This is a genomic window from Bacillus fungorum, assembly GCF_002746455.1.
In the GTDB taxonomy this organism is placed as follows: domain Bacteria; phylum Bacillota; class Bacilli; order Bacillales; family Bacillaceae_G; genus Bacillus_A; species Bacillus_A fungorum.
Genome location: NZ_NWUW01000001.1, coordinates 372678 through 388747, shown reverse-complemented (window position 1 = coordinate 388747; position 16070 = coordinate 372678). Strand labels below are relative to the sequence as shown.

The 16070-nt window shown below is 36.5% G+C and carries 18 protein-coding genes and 1 pseudogene; 7 read left to right on the top strand and 12 right to left on the bottom strand.

Going from position 1 to position 16070, the window contains the following annotated elements:
• Positions 1 to 251: 251 nt before the first annotated feature.
• Both speA and CO726_RS02310 read left to right on the top strand, forming a co-directional pair.
• Complete coding sequence (gene speA / locus CO726_RS02315) at positions 252 to 1724, top strand: arginine decarboxylase (RefSeq protein ID WP_220389083.1); 1473 nt, start codon at positions 252 to 254, stop codon at positions 1722 to 1724.
• Positions 1725 to 1799: 75 nt separating this feature from the next.
• Positions 1800 to 2630 (top strand): protein-glutamine gamma-glutamyltransferase, encoded by an 831-nt coding sequence (locus CO726_RS02310; RefSeq protein ID WP_098758644.1) that lies wholly within the window; start codon positions 1800 to 1802, stop codon positions 2628 to 2630.
• Positions 2631 to 2665: 35 nt separating this feature from the next.
• Here the strand turns inward: CO726_RS02310 and CO726_RS02305 are convergent, their stop codons facing one another.
• From CO726_RS02305 to CO726_RS02290, 4 genes are all read right to left on the bottom strand, one after another.
• On the bottom strand, positions 2666 to 2794 hold the full coding sequence (locus CO726_RS02305) for a GapA-binding peptide SR1P (protein WP_000536796.1): 129 nt from the start codon (positions 2792 to 2794) through the stop codon (positions 2666 to 2668).
• Between the two features lie 45 nt (positions 2795 to 2839).
• Positions 2840 to 2968 (bottom strand): GapA-binding peptide SR1P, encoded by a 129-nt coding sequence (locus CO726_RS02300; RefSeq protein ID WP_000536805.1) that lies wholly within the window; start codon positions 2966 to 2968, stop codon positions 2840 to 2842.
• A gap of 59 nt (positions 2969 to 3027) precedes the next feature.
• Positions 3028 to 3156 carry a GapA-binding peptide SR1P gene (locus tag CO726_RS02295; protein ID WP_000536778.1) on the bottom strand — a complete coding sequence of 43 codons (129 nt, stop codon included), beginning with the start codon at positions 3154 to 3156 and terminating at the stop codon, positions 3028 to 3030.
• Between the two features lie 196 nt (positions 3157 to 3352).
• Entirely contained in the window at positions 3353 to 3649 is a 297-nt protein-coding gene (locus CO726_RS02290; RefSeq protein ID WP_098758641.1) for a DUF3055 domain-containing protein, read from the bottom strand.
• Positions 3650 to 3776: 127 nt separating this feature from the next.
• Between CO726_RS02290 and CO726_RS02285 the strand changes: the two genes are divergently transcribed.
• A complete protein-coding gene (locus CO726_RS02285) occupies positions 3777 to 4169 on the top strand; it encodes a DUF1885 family protein (RefSeq protein WP_099683171.1) in 393 nt (130 codons plus the stop codon).
• Between the two features lies 1 nt (position 4170).
• Here CO726_RS02285 and CO726_RS02280 read toward each other — a convergent pair whose 3' ends face one another.
• The 6 genes and pseudogenes from CO726_RS02280 to pdhA all read right to left on the bottom strand — a co-directional run bounded on the left by CO726_RS02280 (position 4171) and on the right by pdhA (position 10698).
• On the bottom strand, positions 4171 to 4398 hold the full coding sequence (locus CO726_RS02280; protein WP_001221351.1) for a hypothetical protein: 228 nt from the start codon (positions 4396 to 4398) through the stop codon (positions 4171 to 4173).
• 119 nt (positions 4399 to 4517) lie between these two features.
• A pseudogene (locus CO726_RS02275) lies at positions 4518 to 5480 on the bottom strand (transposase); the annotation flags it as partial.
• A 321-nt stretch (positions 5481 to 5801) separates the two neighbouring features.
• Positions 5802 to 7214: a dihydrolipoyl dehydrogenase gene (lpdA, locus tag CO726_RS02265; RefSeq protein WP_099683170.1), complete on the bottom strand. Its 1413-nt coding sequence runs from the start codon at positions 7212 to 7214 to the stop codon at positions 5802 to 5804.
• Between the two features lie 5 nt (positions 7215 to 7219).
• Positions 7220 to 8509, bottom strand: coding sequence for a pyruvate dehydrogenase complex dihydrolipoyllysine-residue acetyltransferase (pdhC, locus tag CO726_RS02260; protein ID WP_099683169.1), 1290 nt, complete (start codon positions 8507 to 8509; stop codon positions 7220 to 7222).
• A gap of 92 nt (positions 8510 to 8601) precedes the next feature.
• The gene (gene pdhB, locus CO726_RS02255) at positions 8602 to 9579 is read right to left on the bottom strand and encodes a pyruvate dehydrogenase complex E1 component subunit beta (RefSeq protein WP_000068166.1); all 978 of its coding nucleotides are present in this window, start codon (positions 9577 to 9579) and stop codon (positions 8602 to 8604) included.
• A 3-nt stretch (positions 9580 to 9582) separates the two neighbouring features.
• Positions 9583 to 10698 carry a pyruvate dehydrogenase E1 component subunit alpha gene (pdhA, locus tag CO726_RS02250; RefSeq protein ID WP_099683168.1) on the bottom strand — a complete coding sequence of 372 codons (1116 nt, stop codon included), beginning with the start codon at positions 10696 to 10698 and terminating at the stop codon, positions 9583 to 9585.
• Between the two features lie 513 nt (positions 10699 to 11211).
• Here pdhA and CO726_RS02245 point away from each other — a divergent pair.
• Positions 11212 to 11358 (top strand): YjcZ family sporulation protein, encoded by a 147-nt coding sequence (locus CO726_RS02245; protein ID WP_000274562.1) that lies wholly within the window; start codon positions 11212 to 11214, stop codon positions 11356 to 11358.
• Between the two features lie 163 nt (positions 11359 to 11521).
• Complete coding sequence (def, locus tag CO726_RS02240; RefSeq protein ID WP_099683167.1) at positions 11522 to 12076, top strand: peptide deformylase; 555 nt, start codon at positions 11522 to 11524, stop codon at positions 12074 to 12076.
• A 60-nt stretch (positions 12077 to 12136) separates the two neighbouring features.
• Here def and CO726_RS02235 read toward each other — a convergent pair whose 3' ends face one another.
• A complete protein-coding gene (locus CO726_RS02235) occupies positions 12137 to 12910 on the bottom strand; it encodes a Cof-type HAD-IIB family hydrolase (RefSeq protein ID WP_099683166.1) in 774 nt (257 codons plus the stop codon).
• A gap of 545 nt (positions 12911 to 13455) precedes the next feature.
• Here CO726_RS02235 and CO726_RS02225 point away from each other — a divergent pair.
• Positions 13456 to 13668, top strand: coding sequence for a DNA-dependent RNA polymerase subunit epsilon (locus tag CO726_RS02225; protein WP_098667483.1), 213 nt, complete (start codon positions 13456 to 13458; stop codon positions 13666 to 13668).
• A gap of 4 nt (positions 13669 to 13672) precedes the next feature.
• Positions 13673 to 15340, top strand: a complete 1668-nt coding sequence (gene rnjA / locus CO726_RS02220) for a ribonuclease J1 (RefSeq protein WP_000670368.1) — start codon at positions 13673 to 13675, stop codon at positions 15338 to 15340.
• Positions 15341 to 15378: 38 nt separating this feature from the next.
• Here the strand turns inward: rnjA and CO726_RS02215 are convergent, their stop codons facing one another.
• Positions 15379 to 16044, bottom strand: a complete 666-nt coding sequence (locus CO726_RS02215; protein WP_000504032.1) for a potassium channel family protein — start codon at positions 16042 to 16044, stop codon at positions 15379 to 15381.
• Positions 16045 to 16070: the final 26 nt, after the last annotated feature.

Sequence of the window (16070 nt, the reverse complement as noted above, 5' to 3'; positions counted from 1 at the left end):
CTTCCTCTGCAAATAAATTCGAAATAATCATTCAACATATCCACTGTAAAAATATTTTTTCTATACATCTATAATTATTGGTGATATAATGCTTTTGTTTTATAGAAAATAAAGTGAACCTACCATCTCAAAAACGATTTTGTGAATGGCAGAAAAACAAGTCTCATCCTAAAAAAGGACTTAACTTTTTTAGAACAGGATTATATAAAACAAATAATACTAAATATTACGAAGAAGAAGGGGTGTATAGATTGTCCCAATACGAAACACCATTGTTTACCGCTTTAGTTGAGCACAGTAAGCGAAATCCAATTCAATTCCATATTCCTGGTCATAAAAAAGGACAGGGCATGGATCCTACATTTCGCGAATTTATTGGGCATAATGCATTAGCAATTGATTTAATTAATATTGCGCCGCTCGATGATTTACATCATCCAAAAGGTATGATTAAAGAAGCACAAGATTTAGCAGCCGCTGCATTTGGTGCAGATCATACTTTTTTTTCCATTCAAGGTACAAGTGGCGCAATAATGACAATGGTGATGAGCGTTTGCGGTCCTGGTGACAAAATCCTAGTGCCACGAAACGTGCATAAATCAGTAATGTCAGCTATTATCTTCTCAGGTGCAAAACCGATTTTTATGCACCCTGAGATCGATCCAAAACTCGGTATTTCACATGGAATTACAATTCAATCTGTCAAAAAAGCACTTGAAGAGCACTCAGATGCGAAAGGCTTACTTGTTATTAACCCAACATACTTTGGCTTTGCTGCTGACTTAGAACAGATTGTACAATTAGCACATTCTTACGATATTCCTGTACTCGTTGACGAGGCTCATGGTGTCCATATTCATTTTCACGATGAACTGCCAATGTCAGCGATGCAAGCCGGTGCAGATATGGCAGCAACAAGTGTTCACAAATTAGGTGGATCTTTAACACAAAGTTCTATTCTTAATGTGAAAGAAGGTCTTGTGAACGTAAAACATGTTCAATCTATTATTAGCATGCTGACGACTACATCAACTTCTTACATCTTGTTAGCATCCCTAGATGTTGCTAGAAAACGTCTTGCTACAGAAGGAACGGCACTCATAGAACAAACAATACAATTAGCAGGACAAGTTCGTGATGCTATAAATGATATTGAGCATCTTTACTGTCCTGGAAAAGAAATGCTAGGTACGGATGCTACTTTTAACTATGATCCTACAAAGATAATTGTATCTGTAAAAGATTTAGGTATTACAGGCCATCAGGCTGAAGTATGGCTTAGAGAGCAATATAACATTGAAGTAGAACTCTCAGATTTATACAACATACTATGTCTTATCACTTTTGGAGATACAGAAAGTGATACAAATACACTTATTGCAGCATTACAAGATTTATCAGCAACATTTAGAAATAAAGCTGATAAAGGTGTTCGAATACAAGTAGAAATTCCAGAAATACCAGTGCTAGCACTTTCTCCTCGAGATGCTTTTTATTCGGAAACAGAAGTCATTCCATTTGAAAATGCAGCAGGTCGTATTATAGCTGATTTCGTTATGGTTTATCCGCCAGGGATTCCAATCTTTACTCCGGGGGAAATTATTACACAAGATAACTTAGAGTATATTCGTAAAAACTTAGAAGCAGGTTTACCTGTACAAGGTCCTGAAGATATGACATTACAGACATTACGTGTGATTAAAGAGTACAAGCCTATCAGTTGATAGGCTTTTCTTTCACCCTTTTTCCTTTCCCTCATACGATATTAAGTAATGTAACGTATAGGTGGGGATACTATTATGATTGTAATAGGCCGTTCTATTGTACATCCTTATATCACAAATGAATATGAGCCCTTTGCATCTGAGAAACAACAAATTTTATCGATAATGGCAGGAAATCAAGAAGTTTATTCCTTCCGAACAGCTGATGAACTCAGCTTTGATCTAAATTTACGAGTTAATATTATTACTTCTGCATTAGAACTTTTTCAAAGTGGATTTCAGTTTCGTACATTTCAACAATCCTTTTGTAACCCACAGTATTGGAAAAGAACGTCACGTGGAGGATTCGAACTCCTTCCAAACATACCCCCTTCCATTGCTATACAAGATATTTTTAAAAATGGAAAACTATATGGAACTGAATGCGCCACCGCTATGATCATTATTTTTTACAAAGCTTTACTATCATTGTACAATGCAGAAACTTTCAATCGTCTATTTGCAAACCTTTTACTTTATACGTGGGACTACGATCAAGATTTAAAGCTTATAACAAAAACAGGTGGCGATCTTGTCCCAGGTGATCTCGTTTATTTTAAAAATCCACAAGTAAATCCAGCTACAATCGAGTGGCAAGGAGAAAATACAATCTATCTAGGAAATTTCTTTTTTTACGGACATGGCGTAGGTGTAAAAACAAAAGAGGAAATTATATACGCGTTAAATGAGCGACGAGTCCCTTACGCTTTCATTTCAGCTTTCTTGACCGATACTATTACCCGTATTGATAGCCGTCTCATGAGCCACCACGCTTCTCCTAGCACTCCACAGACATCCATAGGGTTTATTCCAATTAGAGATGATGCAATCGTTGCAACAGTTGGCCATACAACTACAATTTATTAAAAAAAGCGCCTACATATGTAGACGCTTTTTCTTATTTAAGCTTTTGTATGTTCTTTATGATCACATTCGCAATGAGATCCACATTTTCCGTATAGTACTGTTGATTTTTCATCTTCAAAATGTCCGATTGTTCCTTCACATACTTGGCATACGATTGTTCCCATTTTTTATTTCCCCCTAAGTTTTAATAGTAATCTACTTATTTATCATTAAGCTTTCGCATTATCTCTACTAGCACAGTCACAATTTGTTCCACATTTTCCGTATAGTACTGTCGTTTTCTCATCCTCAAAATGTCCAATTGTTCCTTCACATACTTGGCATACGATTGTTCCCATTTTTCATTTCCCCCTAAGTTTATGGTCCTAAAAACTTTTAGCTGTCTATTTCCTATCCATTATTGGGCTTTTGTATGCTCTGTGTGATCACATCCGCAAGATCCACATTTCCCGTAAAGTACCGTTACTTTTTCATCCTCGAAGTGTGCAATTGTACCTTCACAATCTTGACATACGATCGTTCCCATTTTTCATTTCCCCCTAAGTTTATAATCCCAAAAACTTTTTTGTAACCGCTTAACTTTCTGTCTTCATTTTAATATGTTATACTTTTTACGTCAATAGGTTTTCAGTATAACACATTAAATATTTTTAAATTAAATTAGTATGCGATATTCAAAACAAAAAACAGCCGTATTTATACGTACGACTGTTTTTTGTTAATTATTCTTCATATTCCGCATGCAAAGAAGTCGTTGGAACTAGAAATGAGAAAAACTGAGCTAACTCCGCTGCTTCGCCTTCTGATCCTAACTTAAAAATTTCCTGCAAATATTGAACATTCTCTACATCATCTCGTCCAAGTAAAGTAGATCTTCCTGTTTGCATGCAAACAATGAGTGGCTTTCCAAAAAACATATTTGTATAAATAACACCAAAATCATAACGAGTATCATGTGTCATAAACCCCAAAAATCGTACCTTCACACTTTCATGCTCATCATACAATTTTTCAAACATCGGTTTCCACCTTTCCACATCACCTTTCATTAGTATATTAAACAAAAAAAGGAATACTCCTTTTAATTGTCAAAAAATTCAGTAGGATGTAGAATGATAGTATTCTACTACGTTAGGGGGAACTTATATGCAACATGCCTTTATTACGCTTGTACCTAAATCCAATCAACAATCCGTTTCAATAGATGATATAAAACAACTTTTTCATCATTATAAAACAGTTACTTCCAAAACTGGTGTTCAAATTAATTACGCCTATACAAATACCGCTTTTCCTTATGAAATTTTAGATACATCAGCAACAACATTAAAACTACAATCTACTCACGATCGATATGACTCCATTTATGTTGGTGTTGGTATAGAAAAGGAACAATCTTATATTCAGGTTTCTTTGCCACCTAATGCAACATTTGGTGATAAAGGGAAAGCAAATGAATTTTGCCGTTTTCTAGCGAAGAAGTTAGAAGGAGAGTTACAATTATTTAATGGAAGAACAATGTATTTCTATAAACGTTAATTTAAAAAATAGAAAATATAATTAAGAAAAGTATGCAATTTGAACACGTAAGGAATAATGCCTGCTTTCTAATTTGCAATACAAAATATGCGATCACATATGCTAAATAAAGAAATACAAAAAATAGAATGACTTTGTAATGCAACTTATCACCATTTGACAATGATAATACAACAGAAAAACCACTCCATAATAAAAAATGATAAAATATAACATGTAATATTCTCATGGAACCTTCTCCTTTGACATGCTCTATTTTATTAATATATGGGATTAAGTTTGAATCAATTACATATTATACGAAAGCATATATATGGCTTTTGGATTCATATATGTTCTAACGATTCAATTTATTTGTCTTTCTCGTTTATGCCAAAGTGCAGCCATTCTATTTGTTACAACGCGTTTTGAAAGTCCATTTTCAATATTTTTCTGTTGTAGATTACGTATCATTTTGTTGAAGTATTGGTTAATGGATTTTAATTTTTCCCCATCAATTAAGAATGTATCACCTGTATTTGTCACGCAACTTAATAATCTATCTACACCTAAATCGCAACTCAAAGCATTACTAATAGTCGTGGATTGTTTCTTCATTTGAGAAACGTGCATTTCATATGTGTAATGCACCTCAAAGAACCGACCTTTTTGCTTCGGTACAATCTCAATGTAGGAGATTTTTTTATTCCTTAAGTTTTTAGGCATACGTATTTTAATGGAACCGAATTTTTTTCTGAATGCCACATTCATTGGAATCATCCAATACCCGTTATCATCCACTTTTGGAACTTGATAGATTTCAATGATTCGTTTGTCAGTTGAACCAGAATAATTCGGAAACTTAGGACGACCTGTGAATGCTTCAGATTTTTTCTTCCACTGTTCCCATGCTTTAAAAAAGCTCTTCACTTGTGTAAATAAGGCTCTACGAATTGCTTGAACAGAGTTTGATTGAATGCCCGAGTAATTCATATCGTTTTGCATAGCAGTGTCCACTTCTTTTACAGTAGCCATTTTACTATAGTTCAAATAACTTTGTTTCATGGTGTACAAGCCAACTTTTCGCAACGCTTTTGAACTATGTGATATGCGCTGCAGTAAGCGAAATTCTTTTGCAGTAAAACAAGCACGTCCGATATTCTGTTTCTGAGTGAATCGTTGCACGGTTTCTTTTTTCTTTTGTTTACGTAATACTTTCACTGCTTTCTTTCTAGCCATTGTTTTCACCACCTTTCTTAGAGAGTTCATTAAAATAATTTTGTAATTGTTAATCACTTTTGACAAATCAATATTTGGAACGAAACGGAGCAAAATGTGAACATGGTCTCCATCGTAATTCCTTTTGGCCCAAGTAACCGAATGATGATTATTATCCACTTTCGTTGTCTTACAATCTATTCCCTCCTTATCTACGACAGATTATATCGTAAGACAACAAGAAACAAATATTCGCCCCGGGAAAATTGTTATGAATGAAACAAAAGTGTTTGGTCTACCTTCTGGCGGTAATTCATCTCCACCTGAATTATTGGACTTCACCCGTAACACAAATCAGATGGAGTCTTCTTGCCGAAAAGGATAAAAAATAGCCCATCTCTTTAAATAAGAGATGGGCTATTTTCATTACTTAAATTATTTTACAATGTGAATTGGCATTCCAAGAGCAACTTCAGCTGCTTCCATTGTGATTTCACCTAATGTTGGGTGAGCGTGGATTGTTTGAGCGATATCTTCTGCTGTCATTCCAGCTTCGATAGCTAAACCAATCTCAGAAATAATATCAGAAGCGCCTGCACCTGCAACTTGAGCACCTACAAGAAGGCCATCTTCTTTACGTGTTACAAGTTGTAAGAAACCGTCAGTGCTATTTAATGATAATGCACGACCGTTAGCAGCGAATGGGAACTTAGATACAGTTACAGTCATTCCAACTTCTTCAGCTTGTTTCTTAGTGTAACCAACAGATGCTAATTCTGGATCAGTGAAGCATACTGCAGGAATTCCGATGTAATCGATAGCTGACGCATGGCCACTAATTGCTTCAACAGCTACTTTACCTTCGTAAGAAGCTTTGTGAGCTAATGGTGGTCCAGGAACGATATCACCGATTGCATAGATGTTTGGTACGTTTGTACGACATTGCTCATCGATTTCGATGATGCCGCGGTCAGTCATTTTAACTCCAACTTGCTCAAGACCGATTTCTTGAGTGTTTGGACGACGACCTACAGTTACTAATACGTAATCTGCTTCTACAGTTTGGATTTCACCTTTAACTTCGAAGCTAACTTTTACGCCAGTTTCTGTTTCTTCAACGCCTTTAGCCATAGCTTTTGTATGGATATTTACGTTACCTTTTTTCTGTAGAGCACGTTTAACAACAGAGCTCATAGCTTTTTCGAAACCAGCTAAGATTTCGTCGCCAGCTTCTACTACAGTAACTTCTGTACCGAAGTTAGCATATGCAGTACCTAATTCCATACCGATGTAACCGCCGCCGATTACAACAAGTTTTTTAGGAATTTCAGGTAAGCTTAAAGCGCCTGTAGAGTTGATAACACGTTTAGAGTATTTGAATCCTGGAATTTCGATTGGTGTAGAACCAGTTGCAAGAACAGCATTTTTAAACGTATAAGTTTGAGCTGCATCTTCAGTCATTACGCGTAATGTGTTAGCATCTACGAAGTAAGCTTCACCGCGAATGATTTCAACTTTGTTACCTTTAAGAAGGCCTTCAACACCGCCAGTTAATTTCTTAACTACGCCGTTTTTCCATTCTTGAACTTTTGTAAAGTCAACTTTTACGTTCTCTGCAGTGATACCCATGTCATCAGAATGCATTGCATTCTCATAACGATGACCTGCATTGATTAACGCTTTTGAAGGAATACATCCAACGTTTAAGCATACGCCACCAAGGTTAGCTTTTTCGATGATTGCTACCTTTTGACCTAATTGTGCTGCACGAATTGCCGCAACGTATCCACCAGGACCTGCACCAACAACGACTGTATCTAATTCAATTGGGAAATCTCCTACTACCATTGTTATTACGCCTCCATTACTAATAATTGTGGGTCATTCAATAGACGTTTAATTTGGTTTAATGCTTTTTGAGCAGTTGCGCCGTCAATTAAACGATGGTCAAAGCTTAGAGATAATGCTAATACTGGAGCTGCAACGATCTCACCGTTTTTCACAACTGGCTTCTCAGCGATACGGCCGATACCAAGGATTGCTACTTCTGGGTGGTTGATAACTGGAGTGAACCATTGTCCACCTGCAGAACCAATGTTTGTAATTGTGCAAGAAGCGCCTTTCATTTCAGCAGGAGCTAAACGACCTTCACGTGCTTTACCAGCAAGATCATTAATCTCGTTAGAAATTGTGAAGATAGACTTGCGATCTGTATCTTTAACAACTGGTACTAATAGACCTTTGTCTGTATCAGCTGCGATACCGATGTTGAAGTAATGTTTATGAACAACTTCTTGAGAAGCATCGTCTAAAGAAGTGTTTAACATTGGGTATTCACGTAATGCAGATGTTAAAGCTTTAACAACGTATGGAAGGTAAGTTAATTTAATACCTTTGTCAGCTGCAACAGCTTTGAACTTCTTACGGTGAGCAACAAGTTCTGTTACATCTACTTCATCCATTAATGTTACGTGAGGAGCTGTGTGTTTAGAGTTAACCATTGCTTTCGCAATTGCTTTACGGATACCACTCATTTTCTCACGAGTTTCTGGATATTCACCAGCTGGGATTGGTTGTGCTTTTGGTGCTTCTTCTTTCGCTGCTGCTGGAGTAGCTTCTACTGCTGCTGGAGCCTCAGTTGCTGCTACTGCTTGTCCACCATTTGCAAATGCATCGATGTCAGCTTTTACGATACGACCGTTCTTGCCAGAACCAGCTACTTTATGAATGTCTACACCTTTTTCACGAGCATATTTACGAACAGATGGCATAGCGATTACACGCTCATTTACTACTTCTGCAGTTGCTGCTGGAGTAGCTTCCTCTGCTGGAGCTTCTTCTGCTGCTTCTTCTGCTTTTGGAGCTGCATCATGATCGTCACCTTTAAATTTAAGGTTTTCGTATCCAGGAGCATCAAATTTAATTAATGTATCTCCTACAATTGCAACTGTTCCTTCTTCTACTAGTACTTCAAGTACTTTACCTTTAACAGGAGAAGGGATTTCTACTACTGCTTTATCATTTTGTACTTCAAGAAGTACGTCATCTTCGTTTACTTCGTCGCCTGGTTTAATAAACCATTTTACGATTTCACCTTCGTGGATACCTTCACCGATATCTGGTAGTTTAAATTCAAATGCCACGGAATTCAGCCCCCTGATTCATTTCTTTATTATGGAATATGGCAAAAGAAATCAGCATGTGCTGATTTCTTTTGCACATGAATAACTAAAAATTAGAAGTTCATTACTTTGTTAACAGCTTCAACAATATCTTTGTGGTTTGGTAACCATACGCTCTCAGCTTGAGAGAATGGGAATACTGTATCAGCAGCTGCAACACGTACAACTGGAGCTTCTAAGTTTAAGATTGCACGGTCGTTAATTTCCGCTACAACGTTAGCTGCAATACCAGCTTGTTTTTGTGCTTCTTGAACTACAACTACGCGGCCTGTTTTTTCAACAGAAGCGATGATTGTTTCGATATCTAATGGTTGAACTGTACGTAAGTCAACAACCTCTAAAGAGATACCTTCTTTTTCAAGTTCTTCAGCAGCTTTTAATGCAGCGTGAACCATAGCACCGTAAGCGATAACAGATACATCTGTACCTTCACGTTTGATATCAGCTTTACCTAAATCAATTGTGTATTCGCCTTCTGGTACATCTTGACGGAATGAACGGTACAATTTCATATGCTCTAAGTAGATAACTGGATCGTTGTCACGAATCGCAGAAATTAAAAGACCTTTTGCATCGTATGGAGTAGATGGAATAACAACTTTTAGACCAGGTTGTTGAGCCACTAATCCTTCTAAGCTATCAGCATGTAGTTCAGGAGTATGAACACCGCCACCGAATGGAGAACGAACTGTTACAGGAGCAGTCCAACGTCCACCAGAACGGTAACGCATACGAGCTAATTGACCAGAAATTGAATCCATTACTTCATATACGAAACCGAAGAATTGGATTTCTGGAACTGGACGGAATCCTTCTAATGCAAGTCCAACTGCAAGTCCACCAATACCAGACTCTGCAAGTGGAGTATCCATTACACGATCCTCACCGAATTCAGCTTGTAAACCTTCAGTAGCACGGAATACACCGCCGTTTACACCAACGTCTTCACCAAACACAAGTACGTTAGGATCATTTTTCATTTCAACGCGTAAAGCATCAGTGATTGCTTGAATCATTGTCATTTGAGCCATGGCTTACTTCGACTCCTTTTCTTTGTAAATTTCATATTGTTCAGCTAAGTTGTAAGGCATTTTTTCGTACATGATTTCCATTAAATCAGTAACTTTTTGTTTTGGAGCTTGGTCAGCCTTAGCAATTGCTTGTTTGATATCTTCTTTTGCTTCTTCGATTACTTTCTCTTCAACTTCTTGAGACCATAGGCCTTTGTTTTCTAAGAATGCACGGAAGCGTACGATTGGATCTTTTTGTTCCCATTCGTTCTCGATATCTTTTGTACGGTAACGAGTTGGGTCATCACCAGCCATTGTATGTGGACCGTAACGGAATGTTAAAGTCTCGATTAAAGTAGGGCCTTCACCGTTTACTGCACGCTCACGAGCGAAAGCAGTTGCTGCGTATACAGCTAATGGATCCATACCGTCTACTTGAATTCCGTAAATACCTGCTGCTACTGCTTTTTGTGCTACAGTTTTAGCTGCAGATTGCTTTTCTACTGGAGTAGAGATTGCATAACGGTTGTTTTGTACAACGAAGATTGCTGGAGCTTTGAATGCACCCGCAAAGTTCATACCTTCATAGAAGTCACCTTGTGAAGCACCACCGTCACCAGTGTAAGTAATTGCAACAGATTTTTTACCACGTAGTTTCATACCTAACGCAACACCAGCAGTTTGGATGATTTGCGCACCGATAATGATTTGTGGAGCAAGTGCATTTACATTCTCAGGCATTTGGTTACCCATGAAATGTCCACGAGAGAATAAGAATGCTTGGTATAATGGTAGTCCGTGCCATACTAATTGTGGCACATCACGATATCCTGGTAAGATGAAATCTTCTGCTTCAAGTGCGAAATGACTTGCTAATTGAGAAGCCTCTTGTCCAGCTGTTGGTGCGTAGAAACCTAAACGTCCTTGACGGTTTAAAGAAATAGAACGTTGATCTAGTACGCGAGTATACACCATACGGCGCATTAATTCTTTTAATTGATCATCAGATAATTCAGGCATAGCTGCTTCATTCACAACTTCGCCTTTTTCATTTAAAATTTGTAATGTTTCAAATTGAGCTGCGATAGCTTGCATTTGCTCATCAACATTAAATAGGGTCTTTTTTGTTTTAGTACCCATTCCGTTCACCTCTTCCTCTCTTGAACCATATTCTGAAACGCTTTCACTATCTATTAGCTAGACTGAAAACGCAACAATGTAAACCAACAAATTTCTCTGTCGGTTGAGAATAATTTTGTGTACCTAACAATCTGTACTAATGTTTTTTCAGAAACATATTAATACAATCTTGATCACGTTTTTTAGTTTACAACTATTCTAATTACGATGTCAATTACTTTGAATACGTTTTTTTATAAATAATCTGCAGGTTTCTTTTACACAAACGTGTTTTTATTTTTCACATCTGTATTAGTAAGCATTAACCTACTGTTATATTATTCCCTTTTTAACTTGTTTTTTCTCTTAGAATAATATGTAAACGATTTAATTCTCTTTAGTTTTTCTCTCTTCTTAGCAAAAATATACAAACTCTTCTTCCTTTTATAGGTAATTACCCATACATTTTTACTCCTCTTCCCATACATTATAGTAACCGCAGTATTAGCGGGAAATGATAAAGGAGGTCATCTCATGTACGGATACTCATATTGCTATCCAACTTGTTCATACCCTTCCTACGGTTATGGCGGTTCTTGTGGCGGTTCTGGACGCGGCTTCGCCTTAATCGTTGTGTTGTTTATTCTTTTAATTATCGTTGGTGCTGCTTGCATTCGCTAATGTAAAATGAAACAACTATTGAAAGAAACAGACGGCTTTGCCGTCTGTTCTTTTTATTACATACATACTCTATAGTAAAACGCTTTCCAAAGCGCTTCCCTTTACTTGCCGATGACTTTTTCCATCTCCTTTGATAGACTAAGGGGGAAAGGAGAGATTACATATGCTTACAATGAAAGAGATAATTCGCGAAGGAGATCCTATTTTGCGAAACGTTGCAGAAGAGGTAGTCATACCAGCGAGCGAAGAAGATACAAATACACTTCAAGAAATGATTGAATTTGTAATAAATAGCCAAGATTCTGAAATGGCTGAAAAATATAGTTTACGCCCTGGAATCGGATTAGCGGCTCCGCAAATCGGTATTTCAAAAAAAATGATTGCGGTTCATGTAACAGATACGGACGGTACGCTATATAGTCATGCATTATTCAACCCAAAAATCATTAGTCATTCTGTTGAACGTACATATTTACAAAGTGGTGAAGGCTGTCTATCAGTAGACCGTGAAGTACCTGGTTATGTACCTCGTTACACAAGAATTACAGTAAAAGCAACATCTATCAGCGGCGAAGAAGTAAAATTACGTTTAAAAGGTTTACCAGCAATTGTATTTCAGCATGAAATTGACCATTTAAATGGTGTTATGTTCTATGACCACATTAATAAAGAAAATCCATTTGCTGCTCCTGACGATTCAAAACCTCTAGAGCGATAATAAAAAAGGCGGGAGATAATCTTCCGCCTTTTTACTATATGAAATGGGTTCCATATTCGTTTATAACAATCCAGCCCATTTTAATCCATGGTATATACCGTCTTCACTAACATCCTTTGTCACATGATTTGCAAGCTTTTTCAAGTCTTCATGACCATTCCCCATCACAATACCTGTCCCAACTGCTTCAATCATTTCTAAATCATTTAAGCCATCTCCAAATGCATACACCTGTTCACGGTTAAACCCTAATTTTTCAATGAATTTCTCAATCCCTTTTGCCTTAGAGCCACCATTTGGAATGATATCCATTGAATACGCATGCCAGCGAATAAAATGAAAGTCTGGGTACTGATTAATAAACTTTTCCTCCTCATTCACTTCACAGAAAAGAAGTGTTTGATAAATATTACGTTTCTCATAGAAATTAGGTTCGTATGCCGGATGCTCAAAGTGTAAGCTTCCAAAACCTTCTTTCACATAATCATGATATTCCACTGATGCTCTCATATCTTGATGATCAAGATATACAAGTGGATATCCTTCTTCTTTTGCAAACTGAGTAAACTTATGAAGAGCATCTGGATGTAATGGATTATTAAATATTACCTCATCTTCAAATACAACGTACTGTCCATTAAAACTAACATAATTATGTATATTAAGTTCTTTACGAATATCTTCAAACATAAATGGCGCACGCCCTGTTGCAATTGCTACATGCACACCTTTCTCTTGTAACTCTTTTACTGCATCTCTTGTAGATTGCGGAATTTTTTTATCATGATCTAATAATGTTCCATCAATATCAAAAAAGACAATTTTATGATTCATTTGTCAAAATCCTTTCTGTTACTCTATATTCCTATTTTGATTATCGCTTTTCAAATGCTAAAAAAAAGTATAACATATTAAACATCTGTGAAGAAAGCGTTCACTTTCTGACCTTATTTATGAAACCCGCATATATATTAGTAAAAAATGTGGATACTTGTTCGTATGAATTTTCTTTTCTATTTTTTCTCATACTATACCTATAACTAACGGCTACTAATCGTTACTATAGAATAACTTTCCCTGTATGAGAAAGGACAAGATTCAACATTCACTTTTGTCCTCTTTCTTATAGCAGAGATGGAATTTTCACTAGTAATATGCATGTTTAAAATAAGGAAAGGAAGGAGTAATCATGCTGAAGAAGCTGAAGAAAAAGCTCAAGCGTTATTTAAAAGATCTAGTCCGTAAAAAGACAATCGCTTAAATTGTGCCCATTTCGGGCTTTTTCTTCATTCTCATTCGAAAAAACATGAAAATCGTGACTGTTTGCTTTATAATAAGTAACAGATAATGCAAAACATAGACAAGGAGAGGTTTTCCAAATGATTTTTAAAGTATTTTATCAAGAAAAATTAACTGAGGTTCCGGTACGTGAAAATACAAAAGTTTTATACTTAGAGGCTACGTCTGAAAAGGATGTTCGTAAAAAATTAAATAAGTTCGCATATAATATCGAATTCGTTCAGTCTGTGACTGGCAATCATCTTGAATATGAAAAAGAAAACGCTGATTTAACATTAGCGGAAATCGTATAGTCATATGAAATTTCTAAAGAATGATCAAGCAGCCGTTTTTGCTTTAGGTGGACTTGGTGAAATCGGTAAAAATACATATGCTGTTCAATTTCAAGATGAAATTATTATAATTGACGCTGGAATTAAGTTTCCAGAAGACGAACTCCTCGGAATCGATTATGTAATACCAGATTACACTTATTTTGTGCGAAACGAAGATAAAATTAAAGGATTATTCATTACACATGGTCACGAAGATCATATTGGTGGAATTCCTTACTTATTACGTCAAGTGAACATTCCGATTTATGGCGGAAAATTAGCAATTGCACTAATCAAAAACAAATTAGAAGAGCACGGATTACTTCGTAAAGCAAAACTTTATGAAATTCAAGAAGATGATGTTATTAAGTTTAAAAAGACATCTGTTTCCTTCTTCCGTACAACTCACAGTATCCCAGATTCATACGGAGTTGTTGTGAAAACACCTCAAGGACAAGTGGTTCATACTGGAGATTTCAAATTTGACTTCACACCAGTCGGCGAACCAGCGGACTTAACAAAAATGGCTGAAATCGGAAAAGACGGTGTACTTTGTCTCTTATCTGACAGTACAAACAGTGAAGTTCCAAACTTTACAATGTCTGAGCGCCGTGTTGGTGATAGTATTCAAGATATTTTCCGCAAAGTAGAAGGTCGTATTATCTTCGCAACCTTTGCGTCAAATATCCATCGCTTGCAACAAGTTGTCGAAGCGGCTGTTGAAAACAACCGTAAAGTGGCTGTATTTGGCCGAAGTATGGAGGCAGCGATTGAAATCGGACAAAACCTCGGTTATATTCGTTGTCCGAAGGATACATTCATAGATGCATCTCAACTAAACCGCCTACCGGCTAATAAAGTTGTTATTTTATGTACAGGTAGTCAAGGTGAGCCAATGGCAGCACTTTCACGTATTGCTAATGGTACTCATCGTCAAATTCAAATCATTCCTGGCGACACAGTTGTTTTCTCTTCTTCACCAATCCCTGGTAATACAATTAGTGTAAGCCGTACAATTAACATGTTGTATCGTGCTGGTGCTGATGTAATCCACGGAAAACTGTCAAACATTCATACGAGTGGACATGGCGGGCAAGAAGAACAAAAACTAATGCTTCGTCTAATTAAACCGAAGTATTTCATGCCAATTCACGGTGAATATCGTATGCAACGTATGCATATGAAGTTAGCAAATGATTGTGGTATTCCAGAAGAAAACTGTTTCATCATGGATAATGGAGATGTTCTTGCCCTGCGTTCTGATGAAGCAAGCGTAGCTGGTAAAATACCATCTGGATCTGTCTACATTGACGGAAATGGTATTGGAGATATCGGTAATATCGTATTACGCGATCGTCGTATTCTTTCTGAAGAAGGTCTTGTTATTGTAGTTGTAAGCATTGATATGAAAGAGTTTAAAGTTGCAGCAGGACCTGATATTATCTCACGTGGTTTCGTTTATATGCGCGAAAGTAGTGATTTAATTAATGATGCTCAAACATTAATTACAACTCATTTAGAAAAAGTAATGGAACGCAAAACAACACAATGGTCTGAAATTAAAAATGAAATTACAGATACATTAGCACCATTCCTATACGAGAAAACGAAACGTCGTCCAATGATTTTACCAATCATTATGGAAATATAAGAAAAAGGACAATACCTTCATGGTATTGTCCTTTTCCATTATCTTAAAAAGTGTTTAAAACGATCTACTTCATCGTCATGACCAATTACAATTAATATATCTCCCGCTTGAATATTTTCCGTAGCTCGAGGAGACACAATAACTTCTTTACCCCGTTTAATCGCTACAATATTCAATCCAAACTTCGCACGAATATCTAATTCGATTAAAGAATGACCATCAATTTTTTTATTTGCAATAATCTCTACAATACTATGCTCATCTGAAAGCTCAAGATAGTCTAATACATTACTTGATGCAATATTATTAGCAATCCTTTTTCCCATATCACGCTCTGGGTGCACAATATGATCTGCCCCTATTTTACTTAATACTTTTTCATGGTAATCATTTTGAGCTTTTACAGTAATATTTTTTACACCTAACTCTTTCAGAATTAACGTTGTTAAAATACTTGAATTTAAATTGTCTCCAATAGCAACGACTACGTGATCAAAATTACGAATACCAAGACTTTTTAATACCATCTCATCTGTTGAATCTGCAATTACAGCATGCGAAGCTATATTTGCAAACTCATTAATTTTATCCTCATCTGAATCAATTGCCATGACTTCCATACCTAATTGAGCGAGTTCCCGGCAAATACTTCCACCAAAACGTCCAAGCCCAATGACAGCAAATTCTTTCTCTTTTTCACCCACAGGAATTCCTCCAATAACATCGAATA